Below are 18,609 nucleotides of genomic sequence, written 5' to 3' on the forward strand. Positions count from 1 at the left end.
GTTTCTTTTTATTGACTTTGGTATGTGAAATAAAAAAAGAAGAACACATCGTTCTTCCATTTTTTATAAGGTCTGTATTTCAGATTTAATGAATCGTCGTAGACTCTTTGGCTACAAAATCGCCGGTTTTTTCAATGTCCTCTTTATATTTTTCCTGTATGGATGAAGGCTCTTTTGTGCCATCTATATAAAGCTCGCCCTTCGCTACTGAGACTGAGAAAGAATTTTTTTGAATGAGATTATCGTCTTCCAAAACATCAATAAATTTCTGAACTTCTGCTGCATCTGGCCCAGGCCCTTTTGTGTCTGCAGCAACGAGCGTCCATTGATCTTTTTTATGTACCTCTTCCATGGCAGAAACCTTGTTCATATTATTGAGTGTCTGAATCTTTTGTTCTCTTTCCATATTTATTTTATCCTGAAAATTGTTTGCAAGAGTAGGGGCGATCACAAGTGATACGATACTCATAAGCTTAATAAGAATATTCATGCTTGGGCCGGAAGTATCTTTAAAAGGATCTCCAACTGTATCTCCCGTAACAGAAGCCTTATGAGGCTCAGAGCCTTTGTAATGTGTTTCATTATTTATCAGTGCACCCTTTTCAAAAGATTTTTTTGCATTGTCCCACGCGCCACCGGCGTTATTTTGAAATATTCCCATCAATACGCCGCTTACTGTTGCGCCGGCTAAAAATCCTCCTAAAACTTCAGGGCCAAAGATAAATCCAATAATTACCGGAGAAAGCAAAGCAATCGCACCTGGCAACATCATTTTTCTGATAGAAGCGTTGGTCGAAATCGCTACACATTTATCATATTCGGGTTTGCCTTTTCCTTCCATGATTCCAGGGATAGTACGGAATTGCCTGCGCACTTCTTCTACCATTGCCATGGCTGCTTCACCCACCGCACGGATAGCAAGGGAAGAGAAAATAAACGGAATCATTGCACCGACAAACAATCCAGCCAACACATCAGCGCGATAAATATCAATGCCATCAATTTTTGCAATTCCAACAAACGCCGCGAATAAGGCAAGTGAGGTTAAAGCCGCAGATGCGATAGCAAATCCCTTTCCGGTAGCAGCAGTCGTATTTCCTACGGCATCAAGAATATCTGTTTTTTCACGTACTTCTTTAGGTAGCTCACACATTTCAGCAATTCCGCCGGCATTGTCTGCGATGGGCCCAAAAGCATCAATGGCAAGCTGCATGGCAGTGGTAGCCATCATACCTGCTGAGGCAATGGCAACGCCATATAAACCTGCACAATAATAAGAGGTATAAATTCCTGCGGCTAAAACAAGAATTGGAAATAGAGTGCTTTCCATTCCCACTGCAATACCGCCAATGATATTGGTGGCGTGGCCTGTAGAAGATTGACGAACGATTGTCAATACCGGCCTTTTGCCCATGGCCGTGTAAAACTCGGTTATAAAACTGATAAGCGTACCTACAATTAAACCAACTATGATAGCGCCAAAAACGCCGTATTTTGTAAATTCATAATTCCTCAAAACCATCGTATCCGGCATGAGCCACATGACAAGAAAATAAGAAGCAATTGCTGTTATAATTATTGTTCCCCAGTTTCCGAGGTTTAGCGCCTTTTGTACAACTGAGGTATAGAGCCCGGCTTTATCGGAAATTTTTACGAAAAATGTTCCAAGGATAGAAAATATAATTCCCATGGAAGCTAATAACATGGGTAATAAAATAGGGGACATGCCACCAAAAGCATCGGTAGAAATAGTTTCCCTTCCCAATACCATGGTAGCCAAAATAGTAGCCACATAAGATCCGAAAAGATCGGCACCCATGCCGGCAACATCTCCGACATTATCGCCTACGTTATCTGCGATGGTAGCAGGATTCCTCGGATCATCTTCCGGAATGCCAGCCTCTACTTTACCCACAAGATCAGCGCCCACGTCTGCGGCTTTAGTATAAATTCCTCCTCCTACACGGGCAAACATTGCAATACTTTCCGCACCAAGGCTAAATCCGGTAAGGATTTCAATAGTTTTCTCCATTTCAAAACTATTGGCAGCGGCATGTGGAGCAAAAATGAACTTTAAAATAATAAATAAACCGCCAAGACCTAAAACGGCCAAGCCGGTAACGCCCATACCCATTACACTTCCTCCTGTAAAGGACACTTTTAAAGCTTTTGAAAGACTGCTTCGTGCCGCTTGAGTTGTTCTTACATTAGCTTTGGTAGCTACCTTCATGCCGATAAAACCCGCCAGTGCGCTGAAAAAACCACCACAAATAAATGACACGGCGATACTCCAGTGGCTGTTGGCACTACTATATCCCATAATACCCAGCAGAATGGCAGCAATTATAACAAAATATGAGAGGATTTTCCATTCCGATTTTAAGAAAGCCATAGCGCCGTCAGCTATATAGGTGCTTATTTCTTTCATTCTTTCATTTCCTGCGTCCTGCTTCTCCACCCAGGCGAATTTCAAAAAGGTATAAATCAAACCGACAATTCCCATTGCAGGTATTACATAAATAAGATTATCCATAAAGTAAATTACTTATTTTTTAGGGCTGCAAAAATAGGGTAAAATGGCAATATTAAAAATGTTTGAGGAAAGTGTTTTCACGATATTTTCAGTGCTTTCTGAATAAAATGCATTTTTCCATCTTCTTACCTGTTAATTAGAATTATTTCATTTCTTATTATTCTTTTTAAACTGAAGCAATATGTAAAAGGAATAGATTTGTTGCTTATATTTCGTTTTGATTACAATGAGGGATCGCAAATATTTTTTCCTGCTAATTCTTGTACTGATAATTATTACCGTTTCTTTTGTTCTGGTTTCTATGTGGGGTTTTTATTTTTATTATTCAGATAAAAATGATCCGCCAGTGGTAAGGCGTGAAATAAAAGCGGCGCCTCATAAAAATGCAGTTAATGATTCGCTTAAATATGATATCAGCTCTTTAAACGAATATTCGCTGTCTGATAATTCTGATTTCGAAACAGATACTCCAGGCGATTCAATTTTGATTGCAAAAATTTTAGAATATCGAACCTTAAGAAGTGAAATCGAAGAAATTTTAAGAAAAAAACGTTCAGAAAAAGGAACGTCGCAGGCCAGCCAGCAAATATTAGAATTACAAAAAGATGCAGAAGAATTGAAGAATAAAAACGACACAATAATTCAAGAGAATGAGAGATTAAAGAATTTAGTAACCGAATTGCTGAACAAAAAAGACGCGATGAAAAGTGAGCCAGGCGCGCCATCAGTATCAAAGAAAATTGAGCATTCAACAAATAAATTACCCGTTTTGGTTTCTCATTTGAGGTTTACAGCTTATGATGCTGACAAAAAGCAGTCGGTTACCAATGTGGCTACAGATGCGGAAAGATTAACCGGTTCTTTCGAGGTGAATATTATGCCTTATAATACTAACAATTCTATATACGTAGTTGTAATTCAGCCAAACGGAAGAGTTTTACAAGCTTCCGGCTCCCAGAAAAAAACTTTTATCAGCGAAAGCGGGAAAAAATTGTATTCCGCAGTTATTCATTTTGATAATAAAAAAGATAATGGCTTGCGTGTATCTTTTTCCATAGACGTTCCTAATCTTCAAAAAGGGAAATATGTAATGCAGCTATATCACCAGGGCTTGATGATCGGCAGGCTTACGCGAACATTATTCTAGACTTCGCTACAGTAAACCGGTAAATATTTGCAATTCGTATTTTACCTGTCGGGTGTGCATTTCCTTTTGGCACAAATTTTATTGCTTTATAAGAACATTAAAAAATTCAATTATCAATAATCTAAACCTTACAAACTATGAGCAACGTAAAGAATCTCTACAACGAAGATGCCGTAAAGAAAATTAAGGATTTTGTAGACGATATAAAGTTTTGCATGTTTTGCACCAGCGTAACAGATATGCCTTTTAGAACAAGGCCGATGTCAACATTAGAGGTAGATGAAGAAGGAAATCTTTGGTTTTTTTCCGCTAAATCAAGTGATAAAAATGACGAGATAAAAGATAATGATACAGTCCAATTAATTTATTCAAAAAATTCTGATGTCCATTTTCTTACAATTACCGGCAAAGCCACAATTGTCCAGGATCAAGCGAAAAAAGATGAATTGTGGAATCCTATCGTCAAGGCTTATTTCCCGCAAGGAAAAGATGATCCTAATCTCAGTTTGGTAAAGATTAAACCTGAAGCTGCCCACTATTGGGATACTATCAATGGCAAAATGATCACCTGGTTTAAAATGGCGGCTTCTGCGGTTACAGGTAATCAAAACAACGTGGGTGTAGAAGGAAAATTAAAAGTTTAAGTCATTCATTCGTGTTTCTTTAAAATGAATTTTTCAGCCAATGTGCCCTTTATTGGATGTCTTTCGGCATCCAATATGGCTATTGATGAGTCTGAAATTATTTTAAAATAGGATTGGTGAGAAGGAAAAGAAACCGTGATTATTTTATGGTCAATTTTCCAAACTCCGGTATCAGAGAAAGATGCTTCCCTGTCCAGGTACTCAAGGTTTTCGATAAAAATGGAATCGTCTTTAAAATAAATTGTGGTTTTAATACCCGGACAATCAGCACAAGGAGTTATTCCCACATATTTTCCTGAAGGATTTTCTCCTTTCTTTTTAATTTGATTTCTTGTTTCATTTACTCCATTGTGTGAATTATTATTACACGAAATCAATAAGAAAAATACTGGTAGAGACAATCCCCAAAAACAACTGCGGAATATCTTCATAAAACGAATTTAGCCGAAAATAAAAAAGTAACTCATTTGTGCTTTTACTTTTCTATAACCGGAAAATGTTTTATCGGCCCTGCTTCCAGGTTCTTGTTCTTCTGAAGCCCTGGTGGCTTGCCGGCTTACGATTGATGATGGTGCTGGCTACAGTAGGCGTTTGAATAAATTGTAATTTACTGGCATAAGGGTGATCTTCTACGATGGGTATAGTCTTTTCAATGAGCTTGTGAATGTCGCGCAGATAGGCTCTTTCTTCAATGTCACAAAATGAAAGTGCACATCCTGAATTACCGGCTCTGCCCGTGCGACCAATCCTGTGAACATAAGTTTCGGGAATATTAGGCAATTCAAAATTAATAACATGGCTCAAGTCATCGACATCTATTCCTCTTGCGGCTATGTCGGTGGCAACAAGTACCCTGATTTTGCCATCTTTAAAATTATTTAGCGCACGCTGCCTTGCATTTTGAGTTTTATTGCCATGAATGGCATCACTTTTAATATTGGCCTTATGAAGCGCGCGTGCTATTTTATCAGCACCGAATTTAGTGCGTGTAAAAACCAGCGCGTTCTGAATGGTATTGTTTTTTAAAAGATGGATGAGGAGTTCCCGTTTGTCATTTTTTTCAACAAGAAAAATCTTTTGATCCACATTTTCGGCTGTGGATGAAACAGGAGTAACTTCCACTTTTACAGGGCTGGTTAATATGGTGGCCGATAGCCTCGTGATTTCGGGTGGCATCGTAGCAGAAAAAAACAGGGTTTGTCTTTGTTCTGGCAGAATAGAAATAATTTTCCTTACATCATGGATAAAGCCCATGTCAAGCATCCTGTCTGCCTCATCCAGCACAAACATTTTAATGCTTTTAAGGGAAATAAATTTTTGCGCGATGAGATCCAATAATCTGCCTGGTGTGGCTATTAGCACATCTACGCCACGTTTAAGGCGGGTGGTTTGGTGAAACTGCGAAACGCCTCCATAAATAACAGCATGCCGTATTCCGGTATGCTTTCCATAGGCCTCAAAACTTTCATCAATCTGTATGGCCAATTCGCGCGTAGGCGTTAGTATGAGCGTCTGAATCTGATCGTGATTGCCATTTTCTTTTTGCTGCAAATACAGGTTTTGTAAAATGGGAATGGCGAAGGCTGCTGTCTTGCCGGTGCCTGTTTGGGCACATCCTAATAAATCTTTTCCGCGAAGAATATGGGGTATGGATTGTTCCTGTATAGGTGTCGGATTGGTATACCCTTCCGTTTCAAGCGCCTTCAAAATGGGCGCAATTAAATGTAATTCTTTAAATAACAACTTTATTGTTTTAATATTAAACTGATAACTTTTCTGAAATTGATTTCTGAAAGCTTGTTTTCATGTACGCTCAACAACCTATGACTTGATGAGCTTTGTGGTAAAGAGGATCCAGTCTGCTAAGTAGGAGAATAATTCTGCAAATATAGTTTTTTTTATGTTAAATGCTATAACGCGGATGGTAAAGTTTAATTTTAACGAAAAAAAATAATATTGAATTACAAAGAAAATGAATTCCATTTTAAATTGTTCATAACCAACCCAGACGATGAAATCAAAAAAGAGACTTTCAAAAAGAGTGGTAATTGATGTAAGACGCCCGGCTGAATTTGCTAAAGGCCATGCCGGTAGCAGCATTAATATTCCTTTAGACGAAATACCTGGCAGGCTGGAGGAGGTAAAAAAAATGACGCAGCCACCCGTATTGGTTTGTGGTGGCGGCACACGGCACGTGAAAGCGTTTGAATTATTGAAAGAAAATGGAATTGACAGTCAAAAAGGTGGAAGCTGGAAAGATATTCACTGAACGATTCAGACCGCATTTAATTTTTCAAATACCAGGGCATCCCATGGATTAAGCCAAACAAGGCTTTTTTGCTCAAAATCTACATCATCGTTCCAGAGAAGATTTCTAAAAAGGCCTTTCACATTTTTTACTTCGAAGTTCAAGCCTTGTTCGCTGCAATTCAAAATCACAAAAACCTGGCTCGATTTGTATTTCCGTAAATATGCAAACACATGCTCGTCTTCGGGATGGGATATAATTTTGGTGAGCACATCCGGGTCGCCACTTCGCAGTGCTTTATTAGTTGATTTTAGCGTGAGCAAAACTTTGTAAAAATTATGGAGCTCAATATGACCGTTCCATTCAATCTTATCCTTATCAAAAAATTTCAGTCGTTTTTTGTTGGGCAATTCCTGGCCGGAATACAGCAGCGGGATGCCGTCCCATGTACACGAAAACACGGCCATCAGCTTTACTGCATCCCCATACTTTTCATATTCGGTTCCGTTCCAGCTATTTTCATCGTGGTTAGAGGTGAAATAAACACGCATGGAGGTGCAGGGAAACTCTGTTACCGATTTATATAATACAGTGAGCAGGCTTTGCAGGCTCATCTTTCCATTGTAAAATTGCTCGGAAGCATGCATCCATTTCCATGTATAAGTGGCATCAAATACCGCATGATATTCAGGTTCCTGGCACTCGCCTAACCAAAACAGATCGTCTTTATATTTGGATACTTTCTTTTTAGCATATTTCCAAAAGTCCAAAGGTACCAGGTGAGCCATGTCGCAGCGAAAACCATCTATATCATATTCTTTAATCCATGATTTAAGGACTGCAGTCATTTTTTTCCAGACTTCGGGCTCTTCATAATTTAATTGAGAAACGTCAGACCAGCCGTGTGGATGCAGGAAGTCGCCGCCTTCGTGCCTTACAAAAAACTCCGGATGCTTGTCAATCCAAACATGGTCGTTGCCTACATGGTTAGCCACAAAATCCATTATCACTTTGAAACCCATATCGTGCGCCTCTTTTACAAGATTGATAAAATCGTCTTTGGTTCCGAACTCAGGATTGATTTCTTCAAAATCGCTGGCAGCATAATAGCTGCCGAGTGTGCCCAACCTGCCTGCTTTGCTGATGGGCAATATTGGCATAAACCATAAAACCTTTACGCCCATATCTCTCAAACGCGGTAAGTGTTTGGCAAAGGCGGTGAAAGTTCCTTCAGGCGTATATTGTCGTACATTCACTTCATAAATATTGGCAGAATAGCTCCACCCGGGATGGAAATTTTTTGACTTTTTATCTGGCATACTCAATTTTCATAAAGCGCTAAAATTAATCATAAATATTTTCATGCTATTTTTCCATGGCTTGTCCTTTGTAACTTCGCGATTGAAAGAAGTACGATATGAAAAAATTTGATGTTCCTGTTTTTTATAGAAGCCCCCTAATTACTGCTATAAAGAACAACCGCAAAGCTGATGATAAATTAAAAAAAGACTTTTCACCCACGCTGGTTGATTTTGGAAACCTGCACATTTATATGGCGCGCCATTTTGGATTTTGTTACGGGGTAGAAAACGCTATTGATATTTCTTTCAGGATTATAGAAGAGAATCGAGGAAAAAGAATCTATCTTCTCAGCGAAATGATTCATAATCCACAGGTAAATGAAGATTTGAAAAGCAGGGGTGTTCAGTTTTTAATGGATACAAAAGGCAACGTACTGATTCCCTTTGAAAACCTTCAACCGGAGGATATCGTTATTGTTCCTGCATTTGGTACTACTTTGGAGATAGAACAGAAACTTTTGGCTTCAGGCGTTGAAATAGAAAAATACAATACTACCTGTCCCTTCGTACGCAAAGTCTGGAATAAAGCTGAAGCAATTGCCAAACAAAATTATACCGTGGTGGTGCATGGAAAGCCCCGTCATGAAGAAACACGGGCTACCTTCAGTCACAGTGCAGTTAACGCGCCCACCGTGGTGATAAAAGACATGAAGGAGGCCATCCGGCTTGCAGATTATATTTTGGGAAGAAAAGAATTGGATAATTTTTATAAAGAATTTGAAGGGCAGTATTCCCCCGGCTTTAATGTGGAAGAAGATTTGAAAAGAATTGGCGTCGTAAATCAAACCACTATGCTCGCAAGCGATACGCAAACTATTGCCGAATACCTTCGCGAAGTGATGATAGTAAAATACCGGTTAACTAAAGAAACTGTGGAGAATCACTTTGCCGACACGAGAGATACATTATGCTATGCTACCAATGACAATCAGGGTGCTGTCTATGCTTTACTGGATACTCCTGCACATTTTGCCATAGTAGTGGGCGGCTACAACAGCTCTAATACTTCGCATCTTGTGGAATTATGTGAAAAAAAATTACCCACTTATTTTATCCGGTCGGCAGACGATATTGTGTCTTCAAGGCAAATTAACCATTACAAAATAGACCGTAAAGAAGAAGTAACCACATTAAGCTATCTGCCCGAAAAAAAGCCGGCGAAAATTTTAATTACCAGCGGCGCCAGTTGCCCCGATGCTTTGGTAGAACAGGTTATCCGAAAGCTTCTGGGATTTTATAAATGCCCTTCCACTATTGACGATGAGATTGAAAGAGTATTAAACGATTATTTTCCTAAGCAAACCATGGCACTTCAATAAGCCCGTTTATCAGTAAAAGAAGAAATAGTATATTTTTTTATTCTGGTATTTTTGGATGCATCTGATTAGCTCTCAGTCTTTTTTTTATTCTATGTCTTGGCTGGATAAAGGCCAATTCTTTGCATATTTTTTTCTATCTTGAATGTATCAAATTGTTTGAATTATGAAATGGATTTTTTTTATGGCACTATTGGTTTTTCTCGGAGGTTGCGGCCTGAGGCAAAGAGAAATTGAATTAAACAAAAAAATGAACGAATTAAATCAAAGAGAACAACAACTGAACCTGCGTGAACAATCGATTGACCTAAAGGAGGAGCAATTGAATCTCCGTGAACAATCAGTAGACAGCACCCAAAAGGTTATTAATGACAGTTTATTTCTTGAACACCAGAAATTGCCCGGCAAGTGGACCGTGGAAATGCAGGCCTCTGAAACGAACTGTGCCGGTTCAGCAGTAGGGGATATTAAAAATGAACAATGGGATTTTTTATTCCAGGATGATATGGTAATCGTTAAGGCTTTCAGTAATAAAAGGCTTGTACGAATTTACACCGGCAATTATATAGGAAATTCTTTAAGGCTTACAGTGAACCAGGATACATCAGAAACATCAGCAAAAATCACAGTTCGTTTGCAAAAAGCAAGTGATAAAGAAATGACTGGCGAACGGGAAATCATACAGGAAAATGGTTGCCGTATTTTGTACGCGCTTAGATTAAAAAAGCAATAATGCTCTCTTTTGATAGTTATAATCTACCTTATGATATTATTAGCAGACTTAGATTTTTCTTTACCTCTTACCAACCCGGTGATTATATTTTCACTGGTGCTTTTTATTATACTTTTTGCTCCTATTTTATTAAGTAAAATAAAAGTGCCCCACATTATCGGGCTTATACTTGCCGGCGTGTTGGTGGGGCCTTATGCATTAAATTTATTGAAACGCGACAGCAGCATTGTATTGTTTGGTACGGTGGGTCTTTTATACATTATGTTTTTGGCCGGCCTTGAAATTGATATCACCGAGTTTAAGAAAAACAGGAAAAAAATTGTTGTGTTTGGATTAATCACTTTTATCCTTCCTCTTGTTTTCGGAACACTGGCCAGTTACTATATATTGCAATACAATTGGCTTTCGTCGATATTGCTGGCAAGTATGTTTTCTACACACACTTTAGTTTCGTATCCTATTACCGGCAAATATGGGGTATCGCGCAACCGTGCTGTGGCTCTGGCAGTAGGCGGCACCATGATTACTGATATTCTCGCTTTATTGATTTTGGCTGTCATTTCAGGAATGACCAAAAGCGACGTGACTTCCACGTTTTGGATAACGCTCGGAGTATCTACGATTGTTTTCGTAGGGATTGTTTTTTTTATTTTTCCGATAATTATAAGATGGTTTTTTAAACGTTATGATGATAGTGTTTCGCAATACATTTTTGTGCTGGCTATTGTTTTTCTTGCGTCATTTCTTGCTGAAGCCGCAGGGATAGAAGCTATCATAGGGGCATTTTTCGCGGGGCTTGTATTAAATAATTTCATACCTCACTCTTCGCCGCTAATGAACAGGATTGGATTTGTAGGAAATGCTTTATTCATTCCCTTTTTTCTTATCGGTGTAGGAATGCTGGTTAATTTCAATGTCTTGTTTCATGGCTGGGGCGCGTTAAGGGTAGCCGGCGTGATAGTTACCGTTGCAATAGCCACCAAATTTTTAGCGGCATGGTTTACCCAAAAAGCTTTCAAGCTTTTGCCAGATGAGGGCAAAATGATTTTTGGATTGAGCACTTCTCATGCTGCCGCTACGCTAGCGATTATATTAGTTGGCTATAATATAATAATTGGCGAAACACCCGGCGGAGAACCTATCAGGTTATTGGATGAAGATATTTTAAATGGCACCATCTTACTTATCCTTATTAGTTGTGCCATCAGCTCGTTCGTGGTTGAAAAAGCCTCCGCGAATCTTGCATTGGAAGAGGAGAAAGAGAGCGAAATTCAGGTTGATTCAGGTGAAAAAATATTGATAACACTGGCTTATCCTGATACGGTAACCGAAATGGTAGACATAGGCTTAATGATGAAACCTGCGAAAAATAATGTACCTGTATATGCACTTACTATTATAAGCGATGATGAAAATAACGATACCTCTCAGGTAAGCGGAAAAAAAATGATGGAGAAAGCAATTAACCAGGCTGCAGCAACAGAAAATACAATTATCCCCCTGATGAGATATGATATGAATATCAGCAACGCTATCATTTATACGATAAAGGAACAAAACATAACTGACGTCATCATAGGGTTACATAAAGATGCCAACCAAAAAAATTTTTTAGGTACCATTGCTGAAAATATTTTAAGCAAAAGCAACGAAACTATTTTTATTTACAAAAGCCTTCAACCTTTCAATACGCTGAACCGCATCTTAGTTGTCATTCCACCTGAGGCGGAAAAAGAACCCGGTTTTTTACATTGGTTTTCAAGGTTGATGACGATTGCCAAAACAGGCGGGCTGTCTTTCCAGTTTTTTGCCAGCGAAGCTACGCTTGAGCAGTTGAAAGAATACATGCTTAATTCGCCGAATCCTGTGCCTAGTACTTATAATGTTTTTACCAATTGGGAAGATTTCTTGATCCTTAGCCGAGAATTAAAACCGAACGATTTATTCGTGATTGTTTCCTCCCGAAAAGGACATATTTCGTATGATGATAAACAGGAAAAATTGCCTTATTATTTATCAAGGTATTTTGTGCATAACAGTTTTATCATCATCTATCCCAAACAAAAAGAATCTGATATATCAGACGAAGATAAGCTACACCATGACAGTTCTTTACTCGATACATTATCCGAAAATTTGCAGGTAGTAAACAAAGCCGGAGATTACATCACCCGGATTTTTAAAAAGAAAAATCAATAGCCTTCTTTTTTTAATTTTTTTCACTTTACTTTTGTGCTTCATTATTAAAATCTAAACGATACAAAGATGAAAGAAACAAGCGAAGAAAGAATGGCCCTGAGAGGCGCTTTACTGGTAACTCTTTTCGAAATTTTAGGCATTCTTTTCCTGGTATCCATAAATCTTTAAACTTTCGCTGATTTCATTTTCTTTTCTGTTGGTTAGCTGTAGCTGACTCTTTTTTCTTTTTCTGTATTTTTCTTTCCTGAATCTGGACTATTTTTTGCGGAAATTTTTTTTGTTTTAATTATAAATTATAAATCAATATAAAAAGATGGACACAAACAGATTGAGCGAAACAATTTGCAAAGCTCTTAATTCCCAGATGACTAAAGAGGCTCATGCATCTCAAATTTATTTAGCTTATGCAAGCTGGGCCGACGCCCAGGGCTATGAAGGCATAGCCAATTTTTTATTCAGGCATGCCAATGAAGAGCGTAATCACATGATGAAATTTTTGGAATATATTCTTCAACGGGGCGGAACGGTAAAGATAGAAGCGATTCCCGATCCGGGGCCGCTACCGGTCAGCATTTATGATTGCTTTCAAAAAACTTTTCAGCAGGAAGTAGACAATACGGAATCGATTTATAAAATTGTGAAACAAAGTTTTGATGAGGCAGATTGGGCTTCATGGAACTTTTTGCAATGGTTTGTGAAGGAACAAACTGAAGAAGAAACTTTAATCATGAACATGCTTGATAAATTGAAAATCGCTGGTGGTGATAAAGCATCCGGAGAGAGTTTATATTCTATTGACAGGGATCTGAAATCTACACCTGATGAGGCAGAACTTGCGCAGGAAAAAACTGTTGAGCAACCTTAATGGTATCAGCACTTATTTAATTTCAACAAATGCTTTTGTATAATATCTTCTCAATGAATCAAGAATTCTTGTAGTATCTGAAAGTGGCAGGGCAAAAGGTTCTGCCACTTTGTATGTTATAGAATCATTGGTGTAAATTATCGCGTTCCGGTTATTGGTTTTTAATTGCTTCAATCTTTTTTCAGCGCTGAAAAGAGTGTGGTATTCATTTACGACTATATTGAATTGAACCGTATCCGAAGCCGCAGCAGCAACGGGTTGTGAATTGGCAATTGTTGTTGAATCTGCTTTAAATGCTGAATCTTTCACAGGCACGATGCCTTCTGTTGAAGTGATAGGCGGGGCTTCCTGCTTTTTTGTAAAAGCATACTTCCATACAGCCCACACTGCAAATCCCAGAATAAATATGACTAAAAAAGTAAGAATGGTTTTGCCGCTGTTGCTGGATTTTTTTTCGTTGGGGTATTCGCCGAAAAGCCGCTCCTGCTGCGCTTCCGTATCCGTTTCTTCTTCTTGTTTTAGCCGGTTAGGTTCCATCCTTTGGGCAACCTGGTGGCCGGGGACAAAAATCAAAGAGCCTGAGTTTTGCTTTTCCAACGTGCCAATATGAGGAAGATTAAATGGTTTGCCAATATTCAGAAACTGCCTGCCGAGCGATAAAAATGAATCAAGGTCAGAAGCTGCCAGCGGTTTTATTTTGCGTGTGTGTTCCACTATAAAATCTACCAGGCCCTCATCTTCAGTGACTCTGGGATTATAGTCGAAGGAAATTGCATTGTCAGGAATAGCAATCGGTTTGTCAGAATCTGAGGTGTCGGGTACCGCCGCGTCAAGGTGAAATGTTCCGATGCCTTGTAAGGTGAGTTGTTTGGTTTTTAATAAATAATGTACAAGTACTTGCTCAATTTTCACAGAGGATGTTTTAATAAGAGCAAACCTACATTTTATTAATTTAATTCACAAAAATGGCTTTACTGTAGCTTCGCTCATCTTTTTTCATTTTATACTCATTAACTTCGCAGCATGCTTACAGATGATGAAAAATCATTTATAATTTATTGGGAAAAAAACCGGGAAAAAGATAAAAAAATCGTTTCCAAATTTTTATATGGCTCGCCTTACGGGCTGCTGTTTGCGCTTCCTATCCTGGTAGCTGTTATATTTCATGACTGGTATAAAAATATGATTTATATATCACCAACTTTGATTACGCTGATTATTATCGGTGTTCTTGGGATAGCAGTTTTTTATACTTTGTTCAGTATGCAGTTTAAATGGGACAGGAACGAGCAGATTTATAAAGAGTTAAAATTTAAACAGAGCAGGGAAGACGCTGCGCATTTGTAAATTTTATGCTCTTTATTTGCAACTCTAAATTTTATAAATGGTTAAAAAGTTTTTTTTCCTGGGTTGTCTTTCAATAATAGTTTTTGCTGCATGCAAAAAAAATGACACTGGATGCAATCTCACAGATTCAAACGTGGTGGCACCTGTATCCGAACAGAAAGCTTTACATGATTCGCTGACAGCGCTTGGTATTAATGCGACTCTTGCTCCTTCCGGTTTTTATTATATAATACACCAGCCCGGCGACGGCGCATCGGTTCCGGCTCCTTGTTCAACCGTTGCGGTATATTATCGCGGTGGTTTTTTAAATGGCCAGGTGTTTGATTCTACCTCTGCAGGAAATCCAGCGGTATTTCAACTGGGACGTTTGGTTCCTGGCTGGATAAAAGGTTTGCCATTAATAAAAAAGAACGGAGAAATTACCTTGTATCTTCCGCCTGCTTTAGGTTATGGATATAAAGACGTGAAAGATAACAGCGGACAGGTGGTTATTCCGGCTAATTCAAACCTTGTATTTAAAATAACATTACTTGACCTTCAGTAGATGTTTACCAGAAAATAAATTTGAATTATTTATTCGTTTACTAAGGAAAATGGATTGAGAATAATTTAAATCATGATATTCCACATATTCCTTTGACCATATTCTCCCCAGGTTTTCATTAATTTTTTCAGTTCTTCTCTCAACTGAGCTTCGGTGATTTTGTCTCCTTTGGTTGGAGGAACAATCGTTTTGATGTCGACTGGTGTGGCTTCAACCTTTGTAGCATACCAGCTTGTGTGAATTCTGTTTATTACCAATCCCAAAATCATTCCCGGTAAACCGGAAAAACTTTCCGGGCCGCCCGGAACGGTTATTTCATCAGTATAAAATGCCACCACAAATACGGAATCCATAATAATGGTGGTAGCCCTTCTGCAATTAAATCCTGCTATTTCCCTAAAGTCATTTTTTATTTTCCATTCTGCATGTCTAAGGCTATCCCTAATCAAAAATGTTTTATCAAATACATCTTTCTGCGCCACAGATTGGCCGGCATTAAAATCGCTGAAAACAATATTTTCATTTGCGGGAAGATTAAAAAAAGGAACAGGCTTATCGCTGGATTCGCGGCCAGGCTTATAAACTGTTTTACTTCCATCGAAGATCAAATCAAAAAAGGAGCTTTTAAATTGAGGAATTGATTTTTTTAATTCTTCTGCGAAGCTGCCTTTTAAATCAGCCCATACATTTGTGCGTTTTTCAAATTCTATTTTTCCCTTGGATAAAAAAATTGCCTGGGCATGAAGCTGGTGATGCAAAAAAAATAGTATCGGTAGCAATAAAAGCTTCTTCATTATTTATAAAAATTTAAAACATTGATTTGGGGGCGCCGGCGCCTCCTTTATTATTGAAATTCCATGTGAAAGTGATTAATCCATACCGTTGATAGGTCAGATAATGTTTTTCTACAATAGCATAAGATTGTACTGTTCTGTTATATCCTTTGTTTTGGTTTAAAATATCGTGTATGCTAAACCGTAATACCAATGCATCGTTCTTAAGAAATTTCTTTTCGATGTAGGCATTCCATAAGATAACATCAGTGTTCACATCAAACGTGTTTAGCTTTTGACGGAAATTCATATCTACATCAGAACCTATTTCCAGTTTGCCCGGCAGCGAGTAACTACCATCAACAGAATAATTATAGCTCCAATAATTGCTACCGGCTACTTTGCTGATACTTGATTTTGAAATGTTGTACGAAGGCGATGCAGATACATTAAACTGGTATTTATCTTTTACATAAGTTCTCAAACTCAATCTCATGGATAGTCCGGTGTTTGTGGTTACATTTCTCTGGCCGTTTACAAAGTTGGTATTTTTAGAAAGATTAGCCTGCGGGCTTACACCTGCATTGATTTGAGTTTTCGGTATTTTGATATAATATCCGGCATAAAAATTTCCAAAATAATTGCCATTTACGTTCCTGAATTGTGTGGTTCTTTTTCCAAGGTTATCGATAGTATAGGTGCTGCTGATGGCGTCGCTTGTGGAAGTAAAATTGGTACCAATATAAATTGATCGCTGGCTAAAAACTTTGTAGTTATTAAAGCTCAGGTTAAATGAGTTGCGGAATTCCTGGCGTAGGTTCGGGTTTCCTATAACAACATTGAGGGGATCATCATTATTTCTTAAAGGCTGTAGCTGATCTATCGTAGGCTGATTTGTACTACCATTATAATTAAATCTTATTCCGCTATAGGCGTTGAATTTGTAGTAAAAATTTGCCCTTGGAAAAAGATTGTAATAGCTATATTTTCTTGAAGTGTCCTTTACTAAATCGGTTTGCTGAAATGCAGTATTTGCAATATTCCCACCAAAAGAGAAATTAAATTTCTTTTCGTTATACCGGTAATTTAGCCCGGCGCTATTGGTTTTATATAGATATTTAAATTCATTGCTCAGCGAGTCCACCAGCGCAGAATATTTACCACCAGCATCTTTATCATAACTGAGTCTGCTTTGAGAGCTGTTGTTGTTATAAAAGGAATAATTAATTTCCAGGTATGTTTTTTTTGAGAGTGGTTCAGTGTAGGTCGCTCTTATCCCCGCGATGTTTGAGGTAGTTGTGTTTATTTTGTTTTGATCGGTAGAATCTCTGCGAAAAACAGAACCGCCTGAATTGTAAAATTCAGATACATTATTCAGATAACCGTTACTGGTGTTGTCGGTATAGGTTTCATCAATATTTATTGAAAGGGTTCTTCCCTGTTTTTTAAACTTTTTTCTATAGAGCGCAGAGGCACGTAAACCTTTGTTGTCGCCTTTGCTGGATGTGAACCTTTTACTTGTATTAACTCTTTGATTATTTTCGTCAAGTGCTTGAGATTGATAGTCGCTGTTGGATTCGCTTGTCCCCACATATCCGTCGGCAGTAATTTTCACCGATGATGAAGAATCCAATTTTATTTCCGTCATGCCTGACAAAGCATGCCTCATTTTATCTGAATGGGTATTTTGGGATTCACGGGTGTAGTACACTGAGTCCTGTAAAATATTTTGCGTATAGGTATTGCCGGTGCTTCTCACTGCAAGTTTATTAAACAAGTAATTTCCACCGGCATTGAATTTATCATCATCCCATTTGTTAGAAAAATGGATACCAGCTTTCATACTCTCAGGCAGGCCTTGTCCATAAAAGCTTTGGGTTCCAAGGTCGTCGGAATTGGAGGTTATCATAATTCCTCCGCCTTCCATTACAGAGATGTTATCGTTGCTAAATCCATAGCTCCGCGAATCCTGCCAGTTTAAACCGGTTGCATCGGTGCTGCTGGCAATAGCGAAGGCCGACAGTTGCCTTTTACCTTTAAAGGCATTGATGAGCGCCTGACCATTATAATATTTATCAAGAGCGCCCCCAGAAAGCTTTCCGAAAAATCCGTGTTTGGCATTCTCTTTCAATTTAAGGTTTAATGTTTTTGTCGTTTGCCCGTCATCAATTCCTGTAAATTCCGCCTGGTCGCTTTTCTTATCAAAAACCTGCACCTTATCTATGGCATCGGCACGTAAATTCCTGGTAGCAACGGTAGGATCATCGCTAAAAAACTCTTCACCATCTACTAAAACTTTTTGCACCTGCTGGCCTTGCGCAGTAATTTTCCCATCTTTATCCACCTGCAGCCCCGGAAGTTCTTTCAGCAAATCTTCCACCGTGGCATTGGGTTTTACGTGAAAGCTGTCTGCTGTAAATTCGGTTGTATCGCCTTTAATTCTTACTGCCGATTGCCGTATAATAATTTCCTGCAAAAGTTTTGCCTTCTGAGTAAGATAAATTGTATTAAAATTAAAATCCTCTCCTTTTTTTAAATCAAACAGGTCAACATAATCTCCATACTTGGGGTAAGAAACAAGGATAATATATTTTCCGGAATCTAAATTTTGAATTTGAAAATTTCCGTTTTTATCGCTCCTTGAAAATTTAACTAACACTGAATCCTGCTGCCGCAAAACAGCAACAACTGCATTACTCACAAGTAAATTTGAGGAAGAGTCTGTAAGCTTGCCTTTGATATCTGAGATTTGACCAAAGCCGTTGTAAGAAGCAAATACGATGAAAATAAGACCAAAGAAAACTTTTTGCATTAAATTTTGGGTATATGTAATCATCAAAAGTGTCTCTTTATTATCAGTAAAAATATATATGATTCTTAAATTTATGTTAACGTAATC

At 38.3% G+C, this 18,609-nt stretch carries 16 protein-coding genes; 9 read left to right on the forward strand and 7 right to left on the reverse strand.

What is annotated here, in order from left to right:
* Window positions 1-85: 85 nt before the first annotated feature.
* Window positions 86-2,533, reverse strand: a complete 2,448-nt coding sequence (locus tag EFY79_RS09835) for a sodium-translocating pyrophosphatase (RefSeq protein WP_233577971.1) — start codon at window positions 2,531-2,533, stop codon at window positions 86-88.
* Between the two features lie 226 nt (window positions 2,534-2,759).
* On the opposite strand from EFY79_RS09835, the gene EFY79_RS09840 reads away from it, so the two are divergent.
* On the forward strand, window positions 2,760-3,680 hold the full coding sequence (locus EFY79_RS09840) for a hypothetical protein (protein WP_123120536.1): 921 nt from the start codon (window positions 2,760-2,762) through the stop codon (window positions 3,678-3,680).
* A gap of 137 nt (window positions 3,681-3,817) precedes the next feature.
* Entirely contained in the window at window positions 3,818-4,324 is a 507-nt protein-coding gene (locus tag EFY79_RS09845) for a pyridoxamine 5'-phosphate oxidase family protein (protein ID WP_123120537.1), read from the forward strand.
* A gap of 5 nt (window positions 4,325-4,329) precedes the next feature.
* On the opposite strand, the gene EFY79_RS09850 is transcribed toward EFY79_RS09845, so the two are convergent.
* Both EFY79_RS09850 and EFY79_RS09855 read right to left on the reverse strand, forming a co-directional pair.
* The gene (locus EFY79_RS09850; RefSeq protein WP_123120538.1) at window positions 4,330-4,755 is read right to left on the reverse strand and encodes a copper resistance protein NlpE; all 426 of its coding nucleotides are present in this window, start codon (window positions 4,753-4,755) and stop codon (window positions 4,330-4,332) included.
* Between the two features lie 70 nt (window positions 4,756-4,825).
* Window positions 4,826-6,067 carry a DEAD/DEAH box helicase gene (locus EFY79_RS09855; RefSeq protein ID WP_123120539.1) on the reverse strand — a complete coding sequence of 414 codons (1,242 nt, stop codon included), beginning with the start codon at window positions 6,065-6,067 and terminating at the stop codon, window positions 4,826-4,828.
* A gap of 268 nt (window positions 6,068-6,335) precedes the next feature.
* Between EFY79_RS09855 and EFY79_RS09860 the strand changes: the two genes are divergently transcribed.
* A complete protein-coding gene (locus tag EFY79_RS09860) occupies window positions 6,336-6,593 on the forward strand; it encodes a rhodanese-like domain-containing protein (protein ID WP_123120540.1) in 258 nt (85 codons plus the stop codon).
* Window positions 6,594-6,598: 5 nt separating this feature from the next.
* On the opposite strand, the gene EFY79_RS09865 is transcribed toward EFY79_RS09860, so the two are convergent.
* A complete protein-coding gene (locus tag EFY79_RS09865; protein ID WP_123120541.1) occupies window positions 6,599-7,891 on the reverse strand; it encodes an alpha-amylase family glycosyl hydrolase in 1,293 nt (430 codons plus the stop codon).
* Window positions 7,892-7,989: 98 nt separating this feature from the next.
* Here EFY79_RS09865 and EFY79_RS09870 point away from each other — a divergent pair, with 98 nt between their 5' ends.
* The 4 genes from EFY79_RS09870 (at window position 7,990) to EFY79_RS09885 (ending at window position 13,046) form a co-directional block, all read left to right on the forward strand.
* Window positions 7,990-9,252 carry a 4-hydroxy-3-methylbut-2-enyl diphosphate reductase gene (locus EFY79_RS09870; RefSeq protein WP_123120542.1) on the forward strand — a complete coding sequence of 421 codons (1,263 nt, stop codon included), beginning with the start codon at window positions 7,990-7,992 and terminating at the stop codon, window positions 9,250-9,252.
* Window positions 9,253-9,415: 163 nt separating this feature from the next.
* On the forward strand, window positions 9,416-9,982 hold the full coding sequence (locus tag EFY79_RS09875; protein ID WP_123120543.1) for a hypothetical protein: 567 nt from the start codon (window positions 9,416-9,418) through the stop codon (window positions 9,980-9,982).
* 30 nt (window positions 9,983-10,012) lie between these two features.
* Window positions 10,013-12,181, forward strand: a complete 2,169-nt coding sequence (locus EFY79_RS09880; RefSeq protein ID WP_123120544.1) for a cation:proton antiporter — start codon at window positions 10,013-10,015, stop codon at window positions 12,179-12,181.
* 313 nt (window positions 12,182-12,494) lie between these two features.
* Window positions 12,495-13,046 (forward strand): ferritin, encoded by a 552-nt coding sequence (locus EFY79_RS09885; RefSeq protein WP_123120545.1) that lies wholly within the window; start codon window positions 12,495-12,497, stop codon window positions 13,044-13,046.
* A gap of 12 nt (window positions 13,047-13,058) precedes the next feature.
* Here EFY79_RS09885 and EFY79_RS09890 read toward each other — a convergent pair whose 3' ends face one another.
* The gene (locus EFY79_RS09890; protein ID WP_123120546.1) at window positions 13,059-13,958 is read right to left on the reverse strand and encodes a hypothetical protein; all 900 of its coding nucleotides are present in this window, start codon (window positions 13,956-13,958) and stop codon (window positions 13,059-13,061) included.
* A 111-nt stretch (window positions 13,959-14,069) separates the two neighbouring features.
* Between EFY79_RS09890 and EFY79_RS09895 the strand changes: the two genes are divergently transcribed.
* Both EFY79_RS09895 and EFY79_RS09900 read left to right on the forward strand, forming a co-directional pair.
* Window positions 14,070-14,393 (forward strand): hypothetical protein, encoded by a 324-nt coding sequence (locus tag EFY79_RS09895; RefSeq protein ID WP_123120547.1) that lies wholly within the window; start codon window positions 14,070-14,072, stop codon window positions 14,391-14,393.
* Between the two features lie 37 nt (window positions 14,394-14,430).
* Entirely contained in the window at window positions 14,431-14,937 is a 507-nt protein-coding gene (locus EFY79_RS09900; protein WP_123120548.1) for an FKBP-type peptidyl-prolyl cis-trans isomerase, read from the forward strand.
* Between the two features lie 65 nt (window positions 14,938-15,002).
* Here EFY79_RS09900 and EFY79_RS09905 read toward each other — a convergent pair whose 3' ends face one another.
* Window positions 15,003-15,731 carry a GLPGLI family protein gene (locus EFY79_RS09905; protein WP_123120549.1) on the reverse strand — a complete coding sequence of 243 codons (729 nt, stop codon included), beginning with the start codon at window positions 15,729-15,731 and terminating at the stop codon, window positions 15,003-15,005.
* A 13-nt stretch (window positions 15,732-15,744) separates the two neighbouring features.
* Complete coding sequence (locus EFY79_RS09910; RefSeq protein ID WP_158605191.1) at window positions 15,745-18,522, reverse strand: outer membrane beta-barrel family protein; 2,778 nt, start codon at window positions 18,520-18,522, stop codon at window positions 15,745-15,747.
* Between the last annotated feature and the right edge of the window lie 87 nt (window positions 18,523-18,609).

It is taken from the genome of Hanamia caeni (genome assembly GCF_003721595.1).
GTDB lineage: Bacteria > Bacteroidota > Bacteroidia > Chitinophagales > Chitinophagaceae > Ginsengibacter > Ginsengibacter caeni.

What these genes read in the sequence shown, in the direction of transcription:
- EFY79_RS09835 (WP_233577971.1), bottom strand. Translation starts at nt 2,533, where the DNA reads ATGGATAATCTTATTTATGTAATACCTGCAATGGGAATTGTCGGTTTG.
- EFY79_RS09840 (WP_123120536.1), top strand. Translation starts at nt 2,760, where the DNA reads ATGAGGGATCGCAAATATTTTTTCCTGCTAATTCTTGTACTGATAATT.
- EFY79_RS09845 (WP_123120537.1), top strand. Translation starts at nt 3,818, where the DNA reads ATGAGCAACGTAAAGAATCTCTACAACGAAGATGCCGTAAAGAAAATT.
- EFY79_RS09850 (WP_123120538.1), bottom strand. Translation starts at nt 4,755, where the DNA reads ATGAAGATATTCCGCAGTTGTTTTTGGGGATTGTCTCTACCAGTATTT.
- EFY79_RS09860 (WP_123120540.1), top strand. Translation starts at nt 6,336, where the DNA reads ATGAAATCAAAAAAGAGACTTTCAAAAAGAGTGGTAATTGATGTAAGA.
- EFY79_RS09865 (WP_123120541.1), bottom strand. Translation starts at nt 7,891, where the DNA reads ATGCCAGATAAAAAGTCAAAAAATTTCCATCCCGGGTGGAGCTATTCT.
- EFY79_RS09870 (WP_123120542.1), top strand. Translation starts at nt 7,990, where the DNA reads ATGAAAAAATTTGATGTTCCTGTTTTTTATAGAAGCCCCCTAATTACT.
- EFY79_RS09875 (WP_123120543.1), top strand. Translation starts at nt 9,416, where the DNA reads ATGAAATGGATTTTTTTTATGGCACTATTGGTTTTTCTCGGAGGTTGC.
- EFY79_RS09880 (WP_123120544.1), top strand. Translation starts at nt 10,013, where the DNA reads ATGATATTATTAGCAGACTTAGATTTTTCTTTACCTCTTACCAACCCG.
- EFY79_RS09885 (WP_123120545.1), top strand. Translation starts at nt 12,495, where the DNA reads ATGGACACAAACAGATTGAGCGAAACAATTTGCAAAGCTCTTAATTCC.
- EFY79_RS09895 (WP_123120547.1), top strand. Translation starts at nt 14,070, where the DNA reads ATGCTTACAGATGATGAAAAATCATTTATAATTTATTGGGAAAAAAAC.
- EFY79_RS09900 (WP_123120548.1), top strand. Translation starts at nt 14,431, where the DNA reads ATGGTTAAAAAGTTTTTTTTCCTGGGTTGTCTTTCAATAATAGTTTTT.
- EFY79_RS09905 (WP_123120549.1), bottom strand. Translation starts at nt 15,731, where the DNA reads ATGAAGAAGCTTTTATTGCTACCGATACTATTTTTTTTGCATCACCAG.
- EFY79_RS09910 (WP_158605191.1), bottom strand. Translation starts at nt 18,522, where the DNA reads ATGCAAAAAGTTTTCTTTGGTCTTATTTTCATCGTATTTGCTTCTTAC.